This window comes from Curtobacterium phoenicis, assembly GCF_047238015.1.
GTDB lineage: Bacteria > Actinomycetota > Actinomycetes > Actinomycetales > Microbacteriaceae > Curtobacterium.
This window is the reverse complement of record NZ_JBDFLZ010000002.1, coordinates 3,504,741-3,521,477: the sequence shown is the minus strand read 5'-3', so window position 1 is coordinate 3,521,477 and position 16,737 is coordinate 3,504,741. Positions and strand designations below refer to the sequence as shown.

At 66.4% G+C, this 16,737-nt stretch carries 10 protein-coding genes and 3 rRNA genes; all 13 read left to right on the top strand.

Annotated features, from left to right (window positions below):
- Positions 1-17: 17 nt before the first annotated feature.
- Entirely contained in the window at positions 18-1,466 is a 1,449-nt protein-coding gene (argH, locus tag ABC270_RS16910; protein WP_412881881.1) for an argininosuccinate lyase, read from the top strand.
- A complete protein-coding gene (locus ABC270_RS16905) occupies positions 1,463-2,143 on the top strand; it encodes a DNA-3-methyladenine glycosylase (protein WP_412881880.1) in 681 nt (226 codons plus the stop codon). Before argH ends, ABC270_RS16905 begins: the two co-directional genes overlap by 4 nt.
- A gap of 39 nt (positions 2,144-2,182) precedes the next feature.
- Positions 2,183-3,496, top strand: a complete 1,314-nt coding sequence (gene tyrS, locus ABC270_RS16900; protein ID WP_412881879.1) for a tyrosine--tRNA ligase — start codon at positions 2,183-2,185, stop codon at positions 3,494-3,496.
- 574 nt (positions 3,497-4,070) lie between these two features.
- Positions 4,071-5,592, top strand: a 16S ribosomal RNA gene (locus ABC270_RS16895).
- Positions 5,593-6,069: 477 nt separating this feature from the next.
- A 23S ribosomal RNA gene (locus ABC270_RS16890) occupies positions 6,070-9,197 on the top strand.
- 155 nt (positions 9,198-9,352) lie between these two features.
- Positions 9,353-9,469, top strand: a 5S ribosomal RNA gene (gene rrf / locus ABC270_RS16885).
- The 16S, 23S and 5S rRNA genes sit together here, the layout of an rRNA operon.
- A gap of 194 nt (positions 9,470-9,663) precedes the next feature.
- Positions 9,664-10,785 (top strand): hypothetical protein, encoded by a 1,122-nt coding sequence (locus tag ABC270_RS16880; protein ID WP_412881878.1) that lies wholly within the window; start codon positions 9,664-9,666, stop codon positions 10,783-10,785.
- Positions 10,743-11,582 (top strand): tetratricopeptide repeat protein, encoded by an 840-nt coding sequence (locus ABC270_RS16875; RefSeq protein WP_412881877.1) that lies wholly within the window; start codon positions 10,743-10,745, stop codon positions 11,580-11,582. The genes ABC270_RS16880 and ABC270_RS16875 overlap by 43 nt, the downstream gene beginning before the upstream one ends.
- A gap of 22 nt (positions 11,583-11,604) precedes the next feature.
- The gene (locus ABC270_RS16870) at positions 11,605-12,627 is read left to right on the top strand and encodes an HAD-IIA family hydrolase (protein WP_412881876.1); all 1,023 of its coding nucleotides are present in this window, start codon (positions 11,605-11,607) and stop codon (positions 12,625-12,627) included.
- Between the two features lie 10 nt (positions 12,628-12,637).
- Positions 12,638-12,865 carry a hypothetical protein gene (locus ABC270_RS16865; protein ID WP_412881875.1) on the top strand — a complete coding sequence of 76 codons (228 nt, stop codon included), beginning with the start codon at positions 12,638-12,640 and terminating at the stop codon, positions 12,863-12,865.
- Positions 12,858-13,697 (top strand): TlyA family RNA methyltransferase, encoded by an 840-nt coding sequence (locus tag ABC270_RS16860; protein ID WP_412881874.1) that lies wholly within the window; start codon positions 12,858-12,860, stop codon positions 13,695-13,697. Before ABC270_RS16865 ends, ABC270_RS16860 begins: the two co-directional genes overlap by 8 nt.
- Positions 13,694-14,620 carry an NAD kinase gene (locus ABC270_RS16855; protein ID WP_412881873.1) on the top strand — a complete coding sequence of 309 codons (927 nt, stop codon included), beginning with the start codon at positions 13,694-13,696 and terminating at the stop codon, positions 14,618-14,620. The genes ABC270_RS16860 and ABC270_RS16855 overlap by 4 nt, the downstream gene beginning before the upstream one ends.
- Positions 14,617-16,311, top strand: a complete 1,695-nt coding sequence (recN, locus tag ABC270_RS16850; protein ID WP_412881872.1) for a DNA repair protein RecN — start codon at positions 14,617-14,619, stop codon at positions 16,309-16,311. The genes ABC270_RS16855 and recN overlap by 4 nt, the downstream gene beginning before the upstream one ends.
- Positions 16,312-16,737: the final 426 nt, after the last annotated feature.

The following is a 16,737-nucleotide window of genomic DNA, read 5'->3' as shown; positions in this document are numbered from 1 at the left end:
ACGACCAGCAGGACGACATGACCGACGCAGCCCCGCACGCCAAGACCGACGCCACCAACACCGGCGCCCTCTGGGGCGGCCGCTTCGCGGACGGCCCGAGCGCCGAGCTCGCCGCACTGTCGAAGTCGACGCACTTCGACTGGCAGCTCGCGCCGTACGACATCGCCGGCTCGCGCGCCCACGCACGGGCGCTGCACGCTGCGGGGTACCTGACCGAGGACGAGCTGGAGCGCATGCTCGCCGGCCTCGACCGCCTCGCCGACGCCCACGCGACCGGCGAGCTGCAGCCCGACGAATCCGACGAGGACGTCCACGGCGCGCTCGAACGCCTGCTCATCGCCGACCTCGGCCCGGAACTCGGCGGGAAGCTCCGCGCCGGCCGGAGCCGCAACGACCAGATCGCCACGCTCGGCCGCATGCACATGCTCGACCACGGTCGCCGCATCGGCCACCTCGTCATCGACCTCGTGGACGCGCTCAGCCAACAGGCGAACGAGCACCCCGGCGCGATCATGCCCGGTCGCACGCACCTGCAGCACGCGCAGCCGGTCCTCCTCGCACACCACCTGCTCGCCCACGCCTGGCCGCTCGTGCGCGACCTCGAGCGCCTGCGCGACTGGTCGGCCCGTGCGAGCGTGAGCCCGTACGGAGCCGGAGCCCTCGCGGGCAGCTCGCTCGGACTCGACCCGACGGCGATCGCCCACGAGCTCGGCTTCGCCCGGCCCGCCGAGAACTCGATCGACGCGACCGCCGGCCGTGACGTGGTGGCAGAGTTCGCGTTCGTCCTCGCGCAGATCGGCATCGATGTCTCGCGCCTGGCCGAAGAGATCATCCTCTGGAACACGAAGGAGTTCGGCTTCGTCCGGCTCCACGACGCGTTCTCGACCGGGTCGAGCATCATGCCGCAGAAGAAGAACCCGGACATCGCCGAGCTCGCTCGCGGCAAGTCCGGCCGCCTCCTCGGCAACCTCTCGGGCCTGCTCGCGACGTTCAAGGGCCTGCCGCTCGCGTACAACCGCGACCTGCAGGAGGACAAGGAACCCGTGTTCGACTCGGTCGAGCAACTCGAGGTCCTGCTCCCGGCGTTCACGGGCATGATCGCGACGCTGACGTTCGACACCGACCGGATGGCCGCGCTCGCACCGCAGGGGTTCTCGCTCGCGACCGACGTGGCCGAGTGGCTCGTCCGCCAGGGCGTGCCCTTCCGTGACGCCCACGAGGTCTCCGGCGCCCTCGTCCGGTACTGCGAGGAACGCGGCACGGAGCTCGACGACCCGACCGACGAGGAGTACCTCGCCGTCTCGGAGCACCTCACGCCCGAGGTCCGCTCGGTCCTCACGATCGGCGGCAGTGTCGCGTCCCGTGCCGGGGCCGGCGGTACCGCACCGGCCCGGGTCGCGGAGCAGCTCACGTCCCTGACCCAGCGCGTCCGCGAGCTGGCGGAGGGCGTGCCCTTCACCCGATGACCGATGTGCTGCGGGCGTTGCTCGCCGAGCCCGCTCCGACGTCAGCCCCGGCCCTGCTCGGCGCGACGATCGCCGGACGTGGCGTCGCGATCCGCATCACCGAGGTCGAGGCCTACCACGGCCCGACGGACCCGGGCTCGCACGGCCACCGCGGGATGACCCAGCGCAACCGCCACCTCTTCGGTCCACCGGGCACGCTCTACGCCTACCGCTCGTACGGCATCCACACGTGCGTCAACGTGGTCAGCGGCGCCGAGGGCACGTCGGCCGGGACGCTCCTCCGCGGCGGCGAGGTCGTGGCGGGCACGGCCGTGGCCCGTGAGCGCCGCGGCGCACGACCCGCCGACGTCGCGCTCGCCCGCGGACCGGGCAACCTCGGCGTCGCGCTCGGCGCCGTGCTCGGCACGGACGACGGCACGTCGCTCCTCGACGGATCGGGACCGTTCGTGCTCACCCTGGCACCCGGCCTGGAGGCGCGGCTCGCCGCCGCCCCGCCGGCTGCGGTCGTCGACGACCTCCTCGCGGAGACGGACGCCGCAGGCGTGCCCCGCATCTCGCGGGGACCGCGCACCGGCGTCGGTGGCGTCGCCGGCGGCGCGCGCTTCCCCTGGCGGTTCTGGCTGACGGCTGACCCGACGGTCTCGACGTACCGACGGCACAAGGGTGCCATCGACTAGCGGACCCGGCCCGCGCCTCCCGGCCGCTACGATTGCCGGGTGTCCAGTGATACCGCGCTCGATGTCCTGACGCGCCAGCAGAACGACCCCACCTTCGCCTCGGTGTGGGACGAACTGCGCTGGCGTGGTCTGGTGCACGTCTCGACCGACGAGACGGCACTCAAGGAGGCCCTCGACGGCGAGCCGATCACGTACTACTGCGGCTTCGACCCGACCGCACCGTCACTGCACTGCGGCAACCTGCTGCAGCTGCTGACCCTTCGGCGGATCCAGCTCGCCGGGCACAAGCCGTTGGCGCTGGTGGGCGGGTCGACCGGTCTGATCGGCGATCCGCGCCCGACCGCGGAGCGCACGCTGAACACCCCGGAGACCGTCGCCGACTGGGTCGAGCGCCTGCGCGCACAGGTGTCACGCTTCCTGAGTCCGGACGGTGACAACGGCGTCCGCCTGGTGAACAACCTCGACTGGACCGCGCCGCTCTCCGCCATCGACTTCCTGCGCGACATCGGCAAGTACTTCCGCGTGAACTCGATGCTCAAGAAGGACGCCGTCGCGGCGCGGCTGAACTCCGACGCCGGGATCAGCTACACCGAGTTCAGCTACCAGATCCTCCAGGGGCTCGACTACCGCGAGCTGTTCCTGCAGTACGGGTGCACGCTGCAGACCGGTGGGTCCGACCAGTGGGGCAACCTGACCTCGGGGACGGAGTTGATCCGACGCACCGAGGGGGCCACGGTCCACGCGCTCGGGACGCCCCTGATCGTGAACTCCGACGGCACGAAGTTCGGCAAGAGCGAGGGCAACGCGATCTGGCTCGACCCGGAGATGACCTCGCCGTACGCGTTCTACCAGTTCTGGCTCAACACCTCGGACGCCGACGTCGTCGAACGGCTGCGCCAGTTCACGTTCCTGTCGCGGGCGGAGATCGAGCGGCTCGAGCAGGCCGTCGCCGACGAACCGTTCCGCAGGGAGGCCCAGCGCGCCCTGGCCTTCGAGGTCACCGCGGTGGTCCACGGGGTCGAGGCGACGCAGGCTTCGATCGACGCGGCCGCAGCGCTGTTCGGCAACGGAGACCTCGGCTCGCTCGACGAGCACACCCTCCGGTCCGCGATCGCCGAGCTCCCGGGGTCGACCACGCTGCCCGGGGATGCCGACGTGGCGAAGGCCCTCGTCGAGACCGAGCTCGTCAAGTCCCTCGGAGAGGCCCGCCGTGCGATCGACCAGGGCGGCGTGTACGTGAACAACGCCCGGGCCGAGGACGCCTCCGCGCGCCTGGCAGACCTCGCGCTGCCCGGGGGAGTGGTCGTGCTCCGACGCGGCAAGAAGACCCTCGCCGGCGTGACGATCGCCTGATCGACGCCGACACCCGACGCCCGGTTCCCCCTCGTGGGAGCCGGGCGTCGCTGCGTTCCGGGCCGGTGTTGCAGAACGCGACACGCCCGGGAGGTGCGACCGGTTGGCGCTCCCGCCGGTCCGCACGTAGAGTTCTTACTCGTCACCCCAAAGGTGCGGCGGAGCGGCTGGAGCGAAAGCCCAGAGCCTGCCGGCCTCAAGCGGGACCATCCTCCACTGAAGTTCAGAATCGGCCTTGCGCTGGATTGCTTCGACGCCTAGGATGACTACTCCACCGGTTCTCTCCCGACAGGGATGAGCCACTGGACCTCCTGGTCCGACGACACACCGGTGGTCAAACCAAGATCGAAAGCCTCTCTGGCGAAGCCTCGTGTTCGGGGTGGAGTGGGGAGTGCGTCTGGTCCTTGAGAACTCAACAGCGTGCACATTGTCAATGCCAATTTATTGACCCCGTGCGTGATCAGCTTCGGCTGTGATCGTCGGAGACAATTCCTTTTGGATTGAAGATTGTCAGTAGACAGTCAACAGTCAAGATCAACTCGGCTGTGTTCTTCGGAGCATGGTTGGTAATTTTTTTACGGAGAGTTTGATCCTGGCTCAGGACGAACGCTGGCGGCGTGCTTAACACATGCAAGTCGAACGATGAAGCCCAGCTTGCTGGGTGGATTAGTGGCGAACGGGTGAGTAACACGTGAGTAACCTGCCCCTGACTCTGGGATAAGCGTTGGAAACGACGTCTAATACTGGATATGACTACTGGTCGCATGGCCTGGTGGTGGAAAGATTTTTTGGTTGGGGATGGACTCGCGGCCTATCAGCTTGTTGGTGAGGTAATGGCTCACCAAGGCGACGACGGGTAGCCGGCCTGAGAGGGTGACCGGCCACACTGGGACTGAGACACGGCCCAGACTCCTACGGGAGGCAGCAGTGGGGAATATTGCACAATGGGCGAAAGCCTGATGCAGCAACGCCGCGTGAGGGATGACGGCCTTCGGGTTGTAAACCTCTTTTAGTAGGGAAGAAGCGAAAGTGACGGTACCTGCAGAAAAAGCACCGGCTAACTACGTGCCAGCAGCCGCGGTAATACGTAGGGTGCAAGCGTTGTCCGGAATTATTGGGCGTAAAGAGCTCGTAGGCGGTTTGTCGCGTCTGCTGTGAAATCCCGAGGCTCAACCTCGGGCTTGCAGTGGGTACGGGCAGACTAGAGTGCGGTAGGGGAGATTGGAATTCCTGGTGTAGCGGTGGAATGCGCAGATATCAGGAGGAACACCGATGGCGAAGGCAGATCTCTGGGCCGTAACTGACGCTGAGGAGCGAAAGCGTGGGGAGCGAACAGGATTAGATACCCTGGTAGTCCACGCCGTAAACGTTGGGCGCTAGATGTAGGGACCTTTCCACGGTTTCTGTGTCGTAGCTAACGCATTAAGCGCCCCGCCTGGGGAGTACGGCCGCAAGGCTAAAACTCAAAGGAATTGACGGGGGCCCGCACAAGCGGCGGAGCATGCGGATTAATTCGATGCAACGCGAAGAACCTTACCAAGGCTTGACATACACCGGAAACGGCCAGAGATGGTCGCCCCCTTGTGGTCGGTGTACAGGTGGTGCATGGTTGTCGTCAGCTCGTGTCGTGAGATGTTGGGTTAAGTCCCGCAACGAGCGCAACCCTCGTTCTATGTTGCCAGCGCGTTATGGCGGGGACTCATAGGAGACTGCCGGGGTCAACTCGGAGGAAGGTGGGGATGACGTCAAATCATCATGCCCCTTATGTCTTGGGCTTCACGCATGCTACAATGGCCGGTACAAAGGGCTGCGATACCGTAAGGTGGAGCGAATCCCAAAAAGCCGGTCTCAGTTCGGATTGAGGTCTGCAACTCGACCTCATGAAGTCGGAGTCGCTAGTAATCGCAGATCAGCAACGCTGCGGTGAATACGTTCCCGGGCCTTGTACACACCGCCCGTCAAGTCATGAAAGTCGGTAACACCCGAAGCCGGTGGCCTAACCCTTGTGGAAGGAGCCGTCGAAGGTGGGATCGGTGATTAGGACTAAGTCGTAACAAGGTAGCCGTACCGGAAGGTGCGGCTGGATCACCTCCTTTCTAAGGAGCATCTGACCACTGTGTTGATTCAACGCAGGCTGGTTCAGGCGCCGATGCAACCCGAGTGTGGTTGCCGGTAGCTCATGGGTGGAACATTGACAGTGCAGTCGTCGGCGCGTCTGCCGACCCTAGTACGGCTGGTCCTTCGGGGCTGGTCGGGAACGGGTTGGTGGGAAGCGCAGGTGGCTGGTGCACGTTGTTGGGTCCTGAGGGACCAGGCTTCCCATGCCTCATCCGGTGTTTGCTGGTGGGTGTGGGGGTTGAGCCGTGACAGTCGGTTCCCTGTATGGGGTGGCTGGGTGTTGCTGGTTCTTCGGTGGGCCACATGAAGCGAGCGGGTTGTCTGCTCGGGGAGTGTGGTGCCGATCGTATGTTGAGAACTACACAGTGGACGCGAGCATCTTAGATCGCTCGTGACGATGACGAGGCTTTCGGGCTGATGTTGTTGTTCGAGTCGATCGCAATTTTAATCTTTGTGGTCAAGTTTCTAAGAGCAAACGGTGGATGCCTTGGCATCTGGAGCCGAAGAAGGACGTAGAAATCTGCGATAAGCCTCGGGGAGCTGATAATCGAGCTGTGAGCCGAGGATTTCCGAATGGGGAAACCCCGCCAGGCGACTTGTCGACCTGGTGACTCCCGCCTGAATATATAGGGCGGGTAGAGGGAACGTGGGGAAGTGAAACATCTCAGTACCCACAGGAAGAGAAAACAACATGTGATTCCGTGAGTAGTGGCGAGCGAAAGCGGATGAGGCTAAACCGATCATGTGTGATAGCCGGCGGGCGTTGCATGGTCGGGGTTGTGGGACACGTCGCTCAGTTCTGCCGGACTGGGGCGGTTACAGCGCATCATAGTCGAACCGGTTTGAAAGCCGGGCCGTAGTGGGTGCCAGCCCCGTAGACGAAATGGTGTTATGGCCGGATGTGTATCCCAAGTAGCACGGGGCCCGAGAAATCCCGTGTGAATCTGTCAGGACCACCTGATAAGCCTAAATACTCCCAGATGACCGATAGCGGACAAGTACCGTGAGGGAAAGGTGAAAAGTACCCCGGGAGGGGAGTGAAATAGTACCTGAAACCGTTTGCTTACAAACCGTCGGAGCCTCCTTGTAGGGGTGACGGCGTGCCTTTTGAAGAATGAGCCTGCGAGTTAGTGATATGTGGCGAGGTTAACCCGTGTGGGGTAGCCGTAGCGAAAGCGAGTCTGAATAGGGCGGTTCAGTCGCATGTCCTAGACCCGAAGCGAAGTGATCTATCCATGGCCAGGTTGAAGCGACGGTAAGACGTCGTGGAGGACCGAACCCACTTCAGTTGAAAATGGAGGGGATGAGCTGTGGATAGGGGTGAAAGGCCAATCAAACTTCGTGATAGCTGGTTCTCTCCGAAATGCATTTAGGTGCAGCGTTGCGTGTTTCTCGCCGGAGGTAGAGCTACTGGATGGCCGATGGGCCTCAACAGGTTACTGACGTCAGCCAAACTCCGAATGCCGGTGAGTGAGAGCGCAGCAGTGAGACGGTGGGGGATAAGCTTCATCGTCGAGAGGGAAACAACCCAGACTACCAACTAAGGCCCCTAAGCGTGTGCTAAGTGGGAAAGGATGTGGAGTTGCACAGACAACCAGGAGGTTGGCTTAGAAGCAGCCACCCTTGAAAGAGTGCGTAATAGCTCACTGGTCAAGTGATTCCGCGCCGACAATGTAACGGGGCTCAAGCACACCGCCGAAGTTGTAGATTTCGCACACTCGATAAGCCTTCGTGGTTCAGTCGTGCGGAGTGGTAGGAGAGCGTCGTGTGGCGAGTGAAGCGGCGGAGGAATCCAGCCGTGGACGCTACACGAGTGAGAATGCAGGCATGAGTAGCGAAAGACGGGTGAGAAACCCGTCCTCCGAAAGACCAAGGGTTCCAGGGCCAGGTTAATCCGCCCTGGGTAAGTCGGGACCTAAGGCGAGGCCGACAGGCGTAGTCGATGGACAACGGGTTGATATTCCCGTACCGGCGAACAACCGCCCAAGCTAATCCAGTGGTGCTAAGAGTCCTAACCCGGACCAGCGGATCCCTTCGGGGTGATGCGGGCCGGTCTAACGCTCGACCCCATGCTGGTGCGGCTAGCGTATGAACAGGTGTGACGCAGGAAGGTAGCTGAGCCAGGCGATGGTATCCGTAAGGTGAACCTGGTGTAAGGATGTAGGGCTGACGATAGGCAAATCCGTCGTCTGCATGCCTGAGATCCGACGCGTACCCGTTTTGGGGAAATCAGTGATCCTATGCTGCCGAGAAAAGCATCGACGCGAGGTTGCAGCCGCCCGTACCCGAAACCGACTCAGGTGGTCAGGTAGAGAATACCAAGGAGATCGAGAGAATCGTGGTTAAGGAACTCGGCAAAATGCCCCCGTAACTTCGGGAGAAGGGGGGCCGGAACCGTGACCGGACTTGCTCCGTGAGCGGTGAAGGCCGCAGAGACCAGTGGGAAGCGACTGTTTACTAAAAACACAGGTCCGTGCGAAGTCGCAAGACGATGTATACGGACTGACGCCTGCCCGGTGCTGGAAGGTTAAGAGGAAGGGTTAGCCTTTGGGCGAAGCTCTGAATTTAAGCCCCAGTAAACGGCGGTGGTAACTATAACCATCCTAAGGTAGCGAAATTCCTTGTCGGGTAAGTTCCGACCTGCACGAATGGCGTAACGACTTCCCAGCTGTCTCAACCGCGAACTCGGCGAAATTGCACTACGAGTAAAGATGCTCGTTACGCGCAGCAGGACGGAAAGACCCCGTGACCTTTACTACAGCTTGGTATTGGTGTTCGGTGTGGCTTGTGTAGGATAGGTGGGAGACTGTGAAGCGGGCACGCTAGTGTTCGTGGAGTCATTGTTGAAATACCACTCTGGTCACTCTGGATGTCTAACGTAGGACCCTGATCGGGTTCATGGACAGTGCCTGGTGGGTAGTTTAACTGGGGCGGTTGCCTCCCAAAGAGTAACGGAGGCGCCCAAAGGTTCCCTCAACCTGGTTGGCAATCAGGTGGCGAGTGTAAGTGCACAAGGGAGCTTGACTGTGAGACTGACAGGTCGAGCAGGGACGAAAGTCGGGACTAGTGATCCGGCAGTGGCTTGTGGAAGCGCTGTCGCTCAACGGATAAAAGGTACCTCGGGGATAACAGGCTGATCTTGCCCAAGAGTCCATATCGACGGCATGGTTTGGCACCTCGATGTCGGCTCGTCGCATCCTGGGGCTGGAGTAGGTCCCAAGGGTTGGGCTGTTCGCCCATTAAAGCGGTACGCGAGCTGGGTTTAGAACGTCGTGAGACAGTTCGGTCCCTATCCGCTGCGCGCGTTGGAAATTTGAGAAGATCTATCCCTAGTACGAGAGGACCGGGATGGACGAACCTCTGGTGTGTCAGTTGTTCTGCCAAGGGCACCGCTGATTAGCTACGTTCGGACCGGATAACCGCTGAAAGCATCTAAGCGGGAAGCCGTCTTCGAGATGAGATTTCCATGCACCTTGAGTGTGAGAGGCTCCCAGCAGACTACTGGGTTGATAGGCCGGATGTGGAAGCGGGGACCAACGACCCGTGGAGCTGACCGGTACTAATAAGCCGAAGACTTGACAACACACTGATTTCCCACACCTTCACGGGTGTGGGGCTCGCGTCCACTTTGTGGTTCCCGACAGACGATCGGGAACACGAAACTGAACACCGCGCTGTGCTCGATACGGGCACCCGCGGAACAGCTTTCGAGATTTCCCTTGATTGGGTCGAGAGTGTTCCGGTGGTCATAGCGAGAGGGAAACGCCCGGTCACATTCCGAACCCGGAAGCTAAGCCTCTCAGCGCCGATGGTACTGCAAGGGGGACCTTGTGGGAGAGTAGGACGCCGCCGGACTTATTTTGCAAGAAGACGTGGCCATCGGCCCTCCGTCGAGAGTTGGGGAAACCCAACGCTCGGCCGGGGCCGGTGGCCATTTCTGTTTGTGGTGGTCGCTCGCCTCGACGCGCGGCGCGGTTCGTGATGGACTGGGCGTGTGTCGTGATCGAGGCCGGCACGCAACGACAACGACACAGCGGACGACAGCTCGGGTGACCGGGCGCGCAGACGAGGAGCGACGGTGGCGAACGACGACGAACAGCGACGAGACGGCGAGGGCCGGTCGGGCCGCCCGCGTCGGGATGGAGACCGCGGCCCGCGTCGTGATGGCGGCCAAGGTGGTCGCTGGTCGTCCGGGCCGCGCGACTTCGAGCGTCGTGAAGGTGATCGTCGTGGTGACGGGGCTCGTCGCGAGGGTGGTCGTCCGTTCCGCGACGGTTCCCAACGTGGCGACCGACCCGCGTGGCGCGGCGATCGTCCCGACAGCGGGCGCCCGGCCCGCGGTGACGGTCCGCGCGGTGCGGATCGTTCGGCGCGTGACGGTGTTCGTCCGTTCCGCGGTGGCGCCGATCGTCCGCGGCGTGATGGCGACCGTCCGTTCCGGTCAGATCGCCCGGCCCGTGATGGTGATCGCCCGTTCCGCGGTGGCGCCGATCGTCCGCGGCGTGATGGCGACCGTCCGTTCCGGTCGGGTCGTCCTGCACGTGATGGTGACCGCCCGTACCGGTCGGATCGTCCGGCGCGTGATGGTGACCGTCCGTACCGTTCTGACCGTCCGGCGCGTGATGGTGACCGTCCGTACCGCTCTGACCGTCCGGCGCGGGATGGTGATCGCCCGTTCCGCGGTGGCGCCGATCGTCCGCGTCGTGACGGTGATCGTCCGTTCCGGTCGGATCGTCCTGCGCGCGATGGGGATCGTCCGTTCCGGTCTGATCGTCCTGCGCGGGATGGCGACCGTCCGTACCGTGGTGGCGCGGACCGCCCTCGACGGGATGGGGATCGGTCGTACCGGTCGGATCGTCCTGCGCGTGACGGCGACCGTCCGTACCGTTCCGATGGAGCGGCGCGCGACGGCGGTCGTGCCGAGCGCCGCGACGGCAACCGGCCGTTCCGCGGAGACGCCGACCGTTCGCGTCGTGACGGTGGCGACGAGCGTCGTCGCTTCGGTGACGGCTCCCGTCATGCCGGTGCGCGTTTCGGTGAGGCCGCCCGGGACGACTGGGAGGACCGCGACCCCTACGGCACGAAGTCGATCCGGCCCCGCCACGACGACCCGGAGATCCCGGACGGCGTGCAGGCGCGCGACCTCGACCCTGCTGCCCGCGCGGAACTGAAGACCCTCAGCAAGGACAACGCCGACTGGGTGGCGAAGCACCTCGTCTCGGCGGCGCTCCTCGTGGACGTCGACCCCGAGACGGCGAACCAGCACGCGCTGAGCGCTGCGCGTCGCGCCGGTCGCGTGGCCGTGGTCCGGGAGACCGCTGCGATCACCGCGTACCGCCTCGGCGACTTCGCCACGGCGCTGCGTGAACTGCGGACCTACCGGCGCATCGCCGGCAAGAACGACCAGCTGCCGATGATGGTCGATTGCGAGCGCGGCCTCGGCCGGCCCGAGCGTGCGCTCGAGCTCGGTCGTTCGGTCGATCGTGCCGCCCTCGACACCCCCGTCCAGGTCGAGCTCGCCATCGCGATGTCCGGTGCGCGTCTCGACCTCGGCAATCCACAGGCGGCGCTCGGTGAGCTGGAGATTCCACAGCTCGACCCCTCCACTGCCTACAGCTGGTCCCCGGCGCTCTACAGTGCTTACGCGGCCACGCTCGAGGAGCTGGGTCGCCAGGACGAGGCCGACGAGTGGTGGGCCCGTGTCGATCACGCGACCGCGGCGCTGGCCGAGGCCGCTGATGAGGATGCTTGGGAGACGGTTGATGTGGTCGAGGAAGCGATCGAGGACGAAGGACACCGAGGGGACGACGCCGAGCAGCTCGACGAGCCCGCAGTCGAGCAGGACGCCGACGACGAACTCGAGCCTGCCGACGAGCCCGCGCCCCTCGACGAACCCGGCCCCGCCGACGAGCCCGGAGAGATCGACGACGACAACCCCGTCGACGTCGACGGCTCCGCAGCCGACTGACGCGCCTGCGCAGTCGTTTGGCGTGTCGGCGCAGCCGTCCGACGCTCCGGTCCCGCCGACACACGGCGTCGACCTCGTCCTGACGGACCTCGACGGTGTTGTGTACCGCGGACGCAACGCGATCCCGCACGCCGTCGAGTCCCTCACACGAGCGTCGCTCGGCGCCCGCGTCGGCTACATCACGAACAACGCGTCCCGCCGTCCGGTGGACGTGGCCGACCACCTCGAGGCATTCGGCCTCGAGGTGCGCGCGGACGACGTGGTGACCTCCTCGCAGGCCGGCGTGCGGTTGCTGTCGACGCTCGTGCCGGCCGGGTCCACGGTCCTGGTGACCGGCGGGCTCGGTCTCACGAGCATCGTCGAGGAAGCCGGCTTCACGGTCACGAACAGCGCCGAGGACTCCCCGGCGGCGGTCATCCAGGGCTTCTCACCCGACCTCGGATGGAAGGAACTCGCGGAGGCGTCCTTCGCCCTCGCCGACCCGGACGTGCCGTGGGTGGCCACGAACATGGACTGGTCGATCCCGGTCGAGCGTGGGATCGCGCCCGGCAACGGCACCCTCGTGTCGGCCGTGCACCAGGCGGTCGGCCGCATGCCGGTCGTCGCGGGCAAGCCCGAACGCCCGATCTTCGACGCGGCACTCGCCCGCTTCGGCGGTGAGCACCCGCTGTTCATCGGCGACCGACTCGACACCGACATCAAGGGGGCGAACGACGCCGGCATCCCGAGCGTCCTCGTCCTGACGGGGATCGACCAGGCGAAGCAGGTCCTCGCGGCCGATCCGAAGTCGCGCCCGACCTTCATCCTCGGTGACCTCCGCGGCCTGTCGACCCCGTACCCGGTGGCGGTCCGGCGCGAGGACGAGGACGGCACCCGCTACGTCACGGTCGGCGACTCAACGGTCGCGATGCGCGGGCACGTCGTCCGGGTGCTCGACGCCGGTGACGACCTCGACCGACTGCGCGCGGGTGCGACGATCATCTGGGAGTCCGGCCTGGCCATCTACGGTCTGGACGTGGACCCGAAGCTGTACGGCGGCGAGTAGCGTGACGGACGTGCCGAACGAGGACCGCCCGACGCCGCCGCAGCCCGGCGTCGTCCCGGCGCGTCCGAAGCCGGGCGGTGTTCCCGGTGGTCCCGTGTCCGGTCAGGACCACGACGACTTCGCGGCGCGGACCGCAGCGGCCGAGGCCCTCGACCTCGCGGACCGGGCAGACGCCTTCTCGGCACTGCACGACGAACTCCGGACCCGACTCGAGAGCGGCGGCACGGCGAGTGCCTGAGTCCGCCGGAGCACCCGAGGGCGCTCGCGGCGGTCCCGTCCGTCTCGATGCGCTCGTCGCCGAACGCGGACTCGCGCGGTCACGCACAGCGGCGGCGAAGCTCATCCAGGACGGGCGCGTCACCGTCGCCGGGATCACGATCGTCAAGCCGTCGCACCCGACTCGAGCGGACGCGGCGATCGTCGTCGACGCCGGCGACGAGTGGGTCTCGCGTGCTGCGGTGAAGCTCGTCGGCGCCCTCGACGCCTTCGGCATCGACCCGACCGGTCGCGTGGCGCTCGACGTCGGCGCGAGCACGGGCGGCTTCACGCAGGTGCTCCTGGCCCGCGGTGCCCGTCGGGTCGTCGCGCTCGACGTCGGCCACGGGCAGCTCGACCCCGTGGTCGCCCTCGACGACCGCGTCGCCGTGGTCGAAGGGTGCAACGCGCGCAACCTCACGGCCGAGTCGTACGCCGCGCTCGATCCGGCAGCAGCCGAGACGTCGCTGGTGGTCGGCGATCTGTCGTTCATCTCCCTCCGGATCGTGCTGCCCGTGCTCGCCTCCGCGGTGCCGTCCGACGACTTCGTCCTCCTGGTGAAGCCGCAGTTCGAGGTCGGCCGCGGCGGGGTCCGCGAGGGCATCGTGCGTGACCCAGGGCTCCGCAACGACGCACTGATGAACGTGCTGTGGTCGGCATGGGACGCGGGGCTCGGCACCTCCGGACTCGCGTCCTCGCCCATCGTCGGCACGCACGGGAACCACGAGTACCTCGCGCGCTTCCAGCGTGGTGTCGAAACCAATCCGACAGAATGGATCGACCGGGCGACGAGCCTGGCGGAAGGGGTGGCATGAGCGACGAACGGCACATCCTGCTCGTCTCGCACACCGGGCGGCAAGACTCCATCGACGCCGCGGTCGAGGTCTGCGACATCCTGCACGCCGCAGGGGTGACCCCGGTGATGCCATTCGACGAGTACGCCGACGTCCGGCGGGCGGAAGCGTCCGTGGGCAAGGTCGACATCCTCGGGGTCGACGTCCAGGCGGACCAGCTCGAGATCGTCATCGTGCTCGGCGGCGACGGGACGATCCTCCGCGCGGCGGAGCTCGTCCGAGGGACCCGCGCGGCGCTCGTCGGCGTGAACCTCGGCCACGTCGGGTTCCTCGCCGAGAGCGAGCGCCCCGACCTCGAGGAGACCGTCCAGCGCACGCTGCGTGGTGAGTACCACGTCGAGGAGCGCGTGGCCCTGCAGGTCGACGTCGTGGTCGGACAGGAGACCGTGTACTCGTCGTGGGCACTCAACGAGGCCACCATCGAGAAGGCCTCGCGCGAACGCATGCTCGAGGTCGTCACCGAGGTCGACGGTCGCCCCCTGTCGTCCTTCGGTTGTGACGGGGTGGTCGTCTCGACCCCGACCGGGTCCACGGCGTACTCGTTCTCCGGCGGTGGGCCGATCGTGTGGCCCGACGTCGACGCGATCCTCATGGTGCCGCTCAGCGCACACGCGCTGTTCTCCCGCCCGATCGTCGTCGGCCCTGACTGCACGCTCGCGGTCGAGGTGCTCCGTCGGACGAGCGGCGTCGGCGTGCTGTGGTGCGACGGACGGCGGGCGCACGACCTGCCGCCGGGCGCACGGGTCGAGGTGCACCGGTCGTCCGAGCCCGTCCGGGTGGCGCGGCTCAAGGACGCCCCGTTCACCGACCGGCTGGTGGCGAAGTTCCGCCTGCCCGTCACCGGGTGGCGCGGACCGCAGCGAGACGACGAGGTCGATCAGTGATCGAGGAGATCTCGATCGCCGACCTCGGGGTCATCGGCGAAGCCACGCTCGAACTCGGTCCGGGCTTCACCGTCGTGACCGGGGAGACCGGTGCGGGCAAGACGATGATCGTCACCGCGCTCGGTCTCCTGCTCGGAGCGCGCGCGGACGCCGGTGCCGTCCGCCGCGGCGCATCCTCGGCCGTCGTCGAGGGGCGCTGGCACGTGCCCGACCACGACGCCGTCGCCGAGCGCGTCGAGGACGCCGGGGGAGCGGTCGAGGACGGCGAGCTGATCCTCACCCGTACCGTGTCTGCAGAGGGCCGCAGCCGCGCGACGGTCGGCGGTCGCAGCGCGCCGGTCGCGGTGCTCGGCGAGCTCGCCGACCAGCTCGTCACCGTGCACGGGCAGTCCGACCAGATCCGGCTCACGTCGGCCGCGGCGCAGCGAGCTGCCCTCGACGGCTTCGGTGGAACGAAGCTGCAGAAGGCGTTCGACGCCTACGTCGCCGCGTACGACAGGTGGCAGCAGCACGCCGGCGAGCTCGAGACGCTCACACGCGACCGGGACGACCGCATCGCCGAAGCGGAGCGGATCCGCGCGGCCTCGGACGAGATCGAGGCCGCCGACCCCCAGCCGGGCGAAGACGTCGAACTCGCCGAACGCGCCGAACGGCTCGGCAACCTCGAGGAGCTGCGGCTGTCCGCCGGGCTCGCGCACGAAGCGCTGTCGAGCGAGTCGCTCGAGGGCGCTCCGGACGTCGTCGGTCTCGTCGAGTCGGCCCGCCGCGCGATCGAACGAGTCGCGGGCTCGGACGCCGCACTGCAGCCGATGCTCGAGCAGCTGACGGAGTTGAGCATCCAGGCGACGGAGGCTTCGGCGAGTCTGTCGAGCTACCTCGGCTCGCTCGAACCGGACGCCGGTCACGACCTCGAGCTCATCAACGAACGACGCGCCCTGCTCGCGGGACTCACACGGAAGTACGGCGAGACCGTCGACGACGTCATCGCGTACGGTCAGCGGGCCGGTGAACGGCTCCTGGAACTCGACGGCGACGACGACCGGATCGCCGCGCTGCAGCAGGCCGTCGAGCAGGACGAACGGACCCTGGCGGACGCTGCCGCTGCCTTGACCGCTGCCCGGACCAAGGCTGCTGGCGACCTCGCGAAGCGCGTCACCGCGGAGCTGAAGTCGCTCGCGATGGCGGGCGCCACCCTCGTGGTCGAGGTCACCGACGCGGGGGAGTACCGGCGGCACGGCCGCGACCAGGTGGCGATCCTCCTGCAGCCGCACTCGGGCACCGACCCGCGTCCGATCGGCAAGGGCGCCTCCGGGGGTGAGCTCTCGCGGGTGATGCTCGCGATCGAAGTCGTGATGGCCGGCAGCACCACCGTCCCGACGTTCGTCTTCGACGAGGTCGACGCCGGCGTGGGCGGTGCGGCGGCGATCGAGATCGGGCGGCGGCTCGCGCAGCTCGCGGAGCGGACGCAGGTCATCGTCGTGACACACCTCGCGCAGGTCGCGGCCTTCGCGAACAACCACCTCAACGTCGTGAAGGACGCCAGCGGCGCGGTCACGTCGTCGAGCGTGCGGCGGCTGGACGGCGAGGAGCGGCTGCAGGAGATGGCCCGGCTGCTCTCCGGCCTCGGCGACAGTGCGAGCGGCATCGAGCACGCTCGCGAGCTGCTCGAGGTGGCCGGCCAGTCGGTCTGAGGACGCTCCGCCCGGGAGGCGCGACCCGCGCCCGCCTTGTCGGTCGCCCGTCACGTCGGGTTCGTCCGTGACCCACGCTGCGACCGCGTTACGGGCGCTCCTGCGCGCGATGGCGCGCGATGGCGCGCCAGCGCGGTCTCGCGGACCATCCGGTCTCGTCCGCCGTGCGGCTTCTGTCGGCAGTGTCCGCCGTGCGGCTTCTGTCGGCAGTGTCGGACGTGGGGCTTCTGTCGGCCGCGTCGGACGTGCGGATCCACGCTGGTGGACGTGCTGGTTGTGTCTGCCAGGCGGCTTCGGCGGGACGTGCTGGCTGTGACGGGCGTGTGCCGTCGGTTGGACGGACCCGCGCGGGTGGACGTGCCCGGTTGTGTCGGACGTGCCGGTTGTGTCGGACGTGCCGGTTGTGTCGGACGTGTGGCATCGATT

Coding starts and splice junctions, on each gene's coding strand:
- argH (WP_412881881.1), top strand. CDS start 18: ATGACCGACGCAGCCCCGCACGCCAAGACCGACGCCACCAACACCGGC.
- ABC270_RS16905 (WP_412881880.1), top strand. CDS start 1,463: ATGACCGATGTGCTGCGGGCGTTGCTCGCCGAGCCCGCTCCGACGTCA.
- ABC270_RS16855 (WP_412881873.1), top strand. CDS start 13,694: ATGAGCGACGAACGGCACATCCTGCTCGTCTCGCACACCGGGCGGCAA.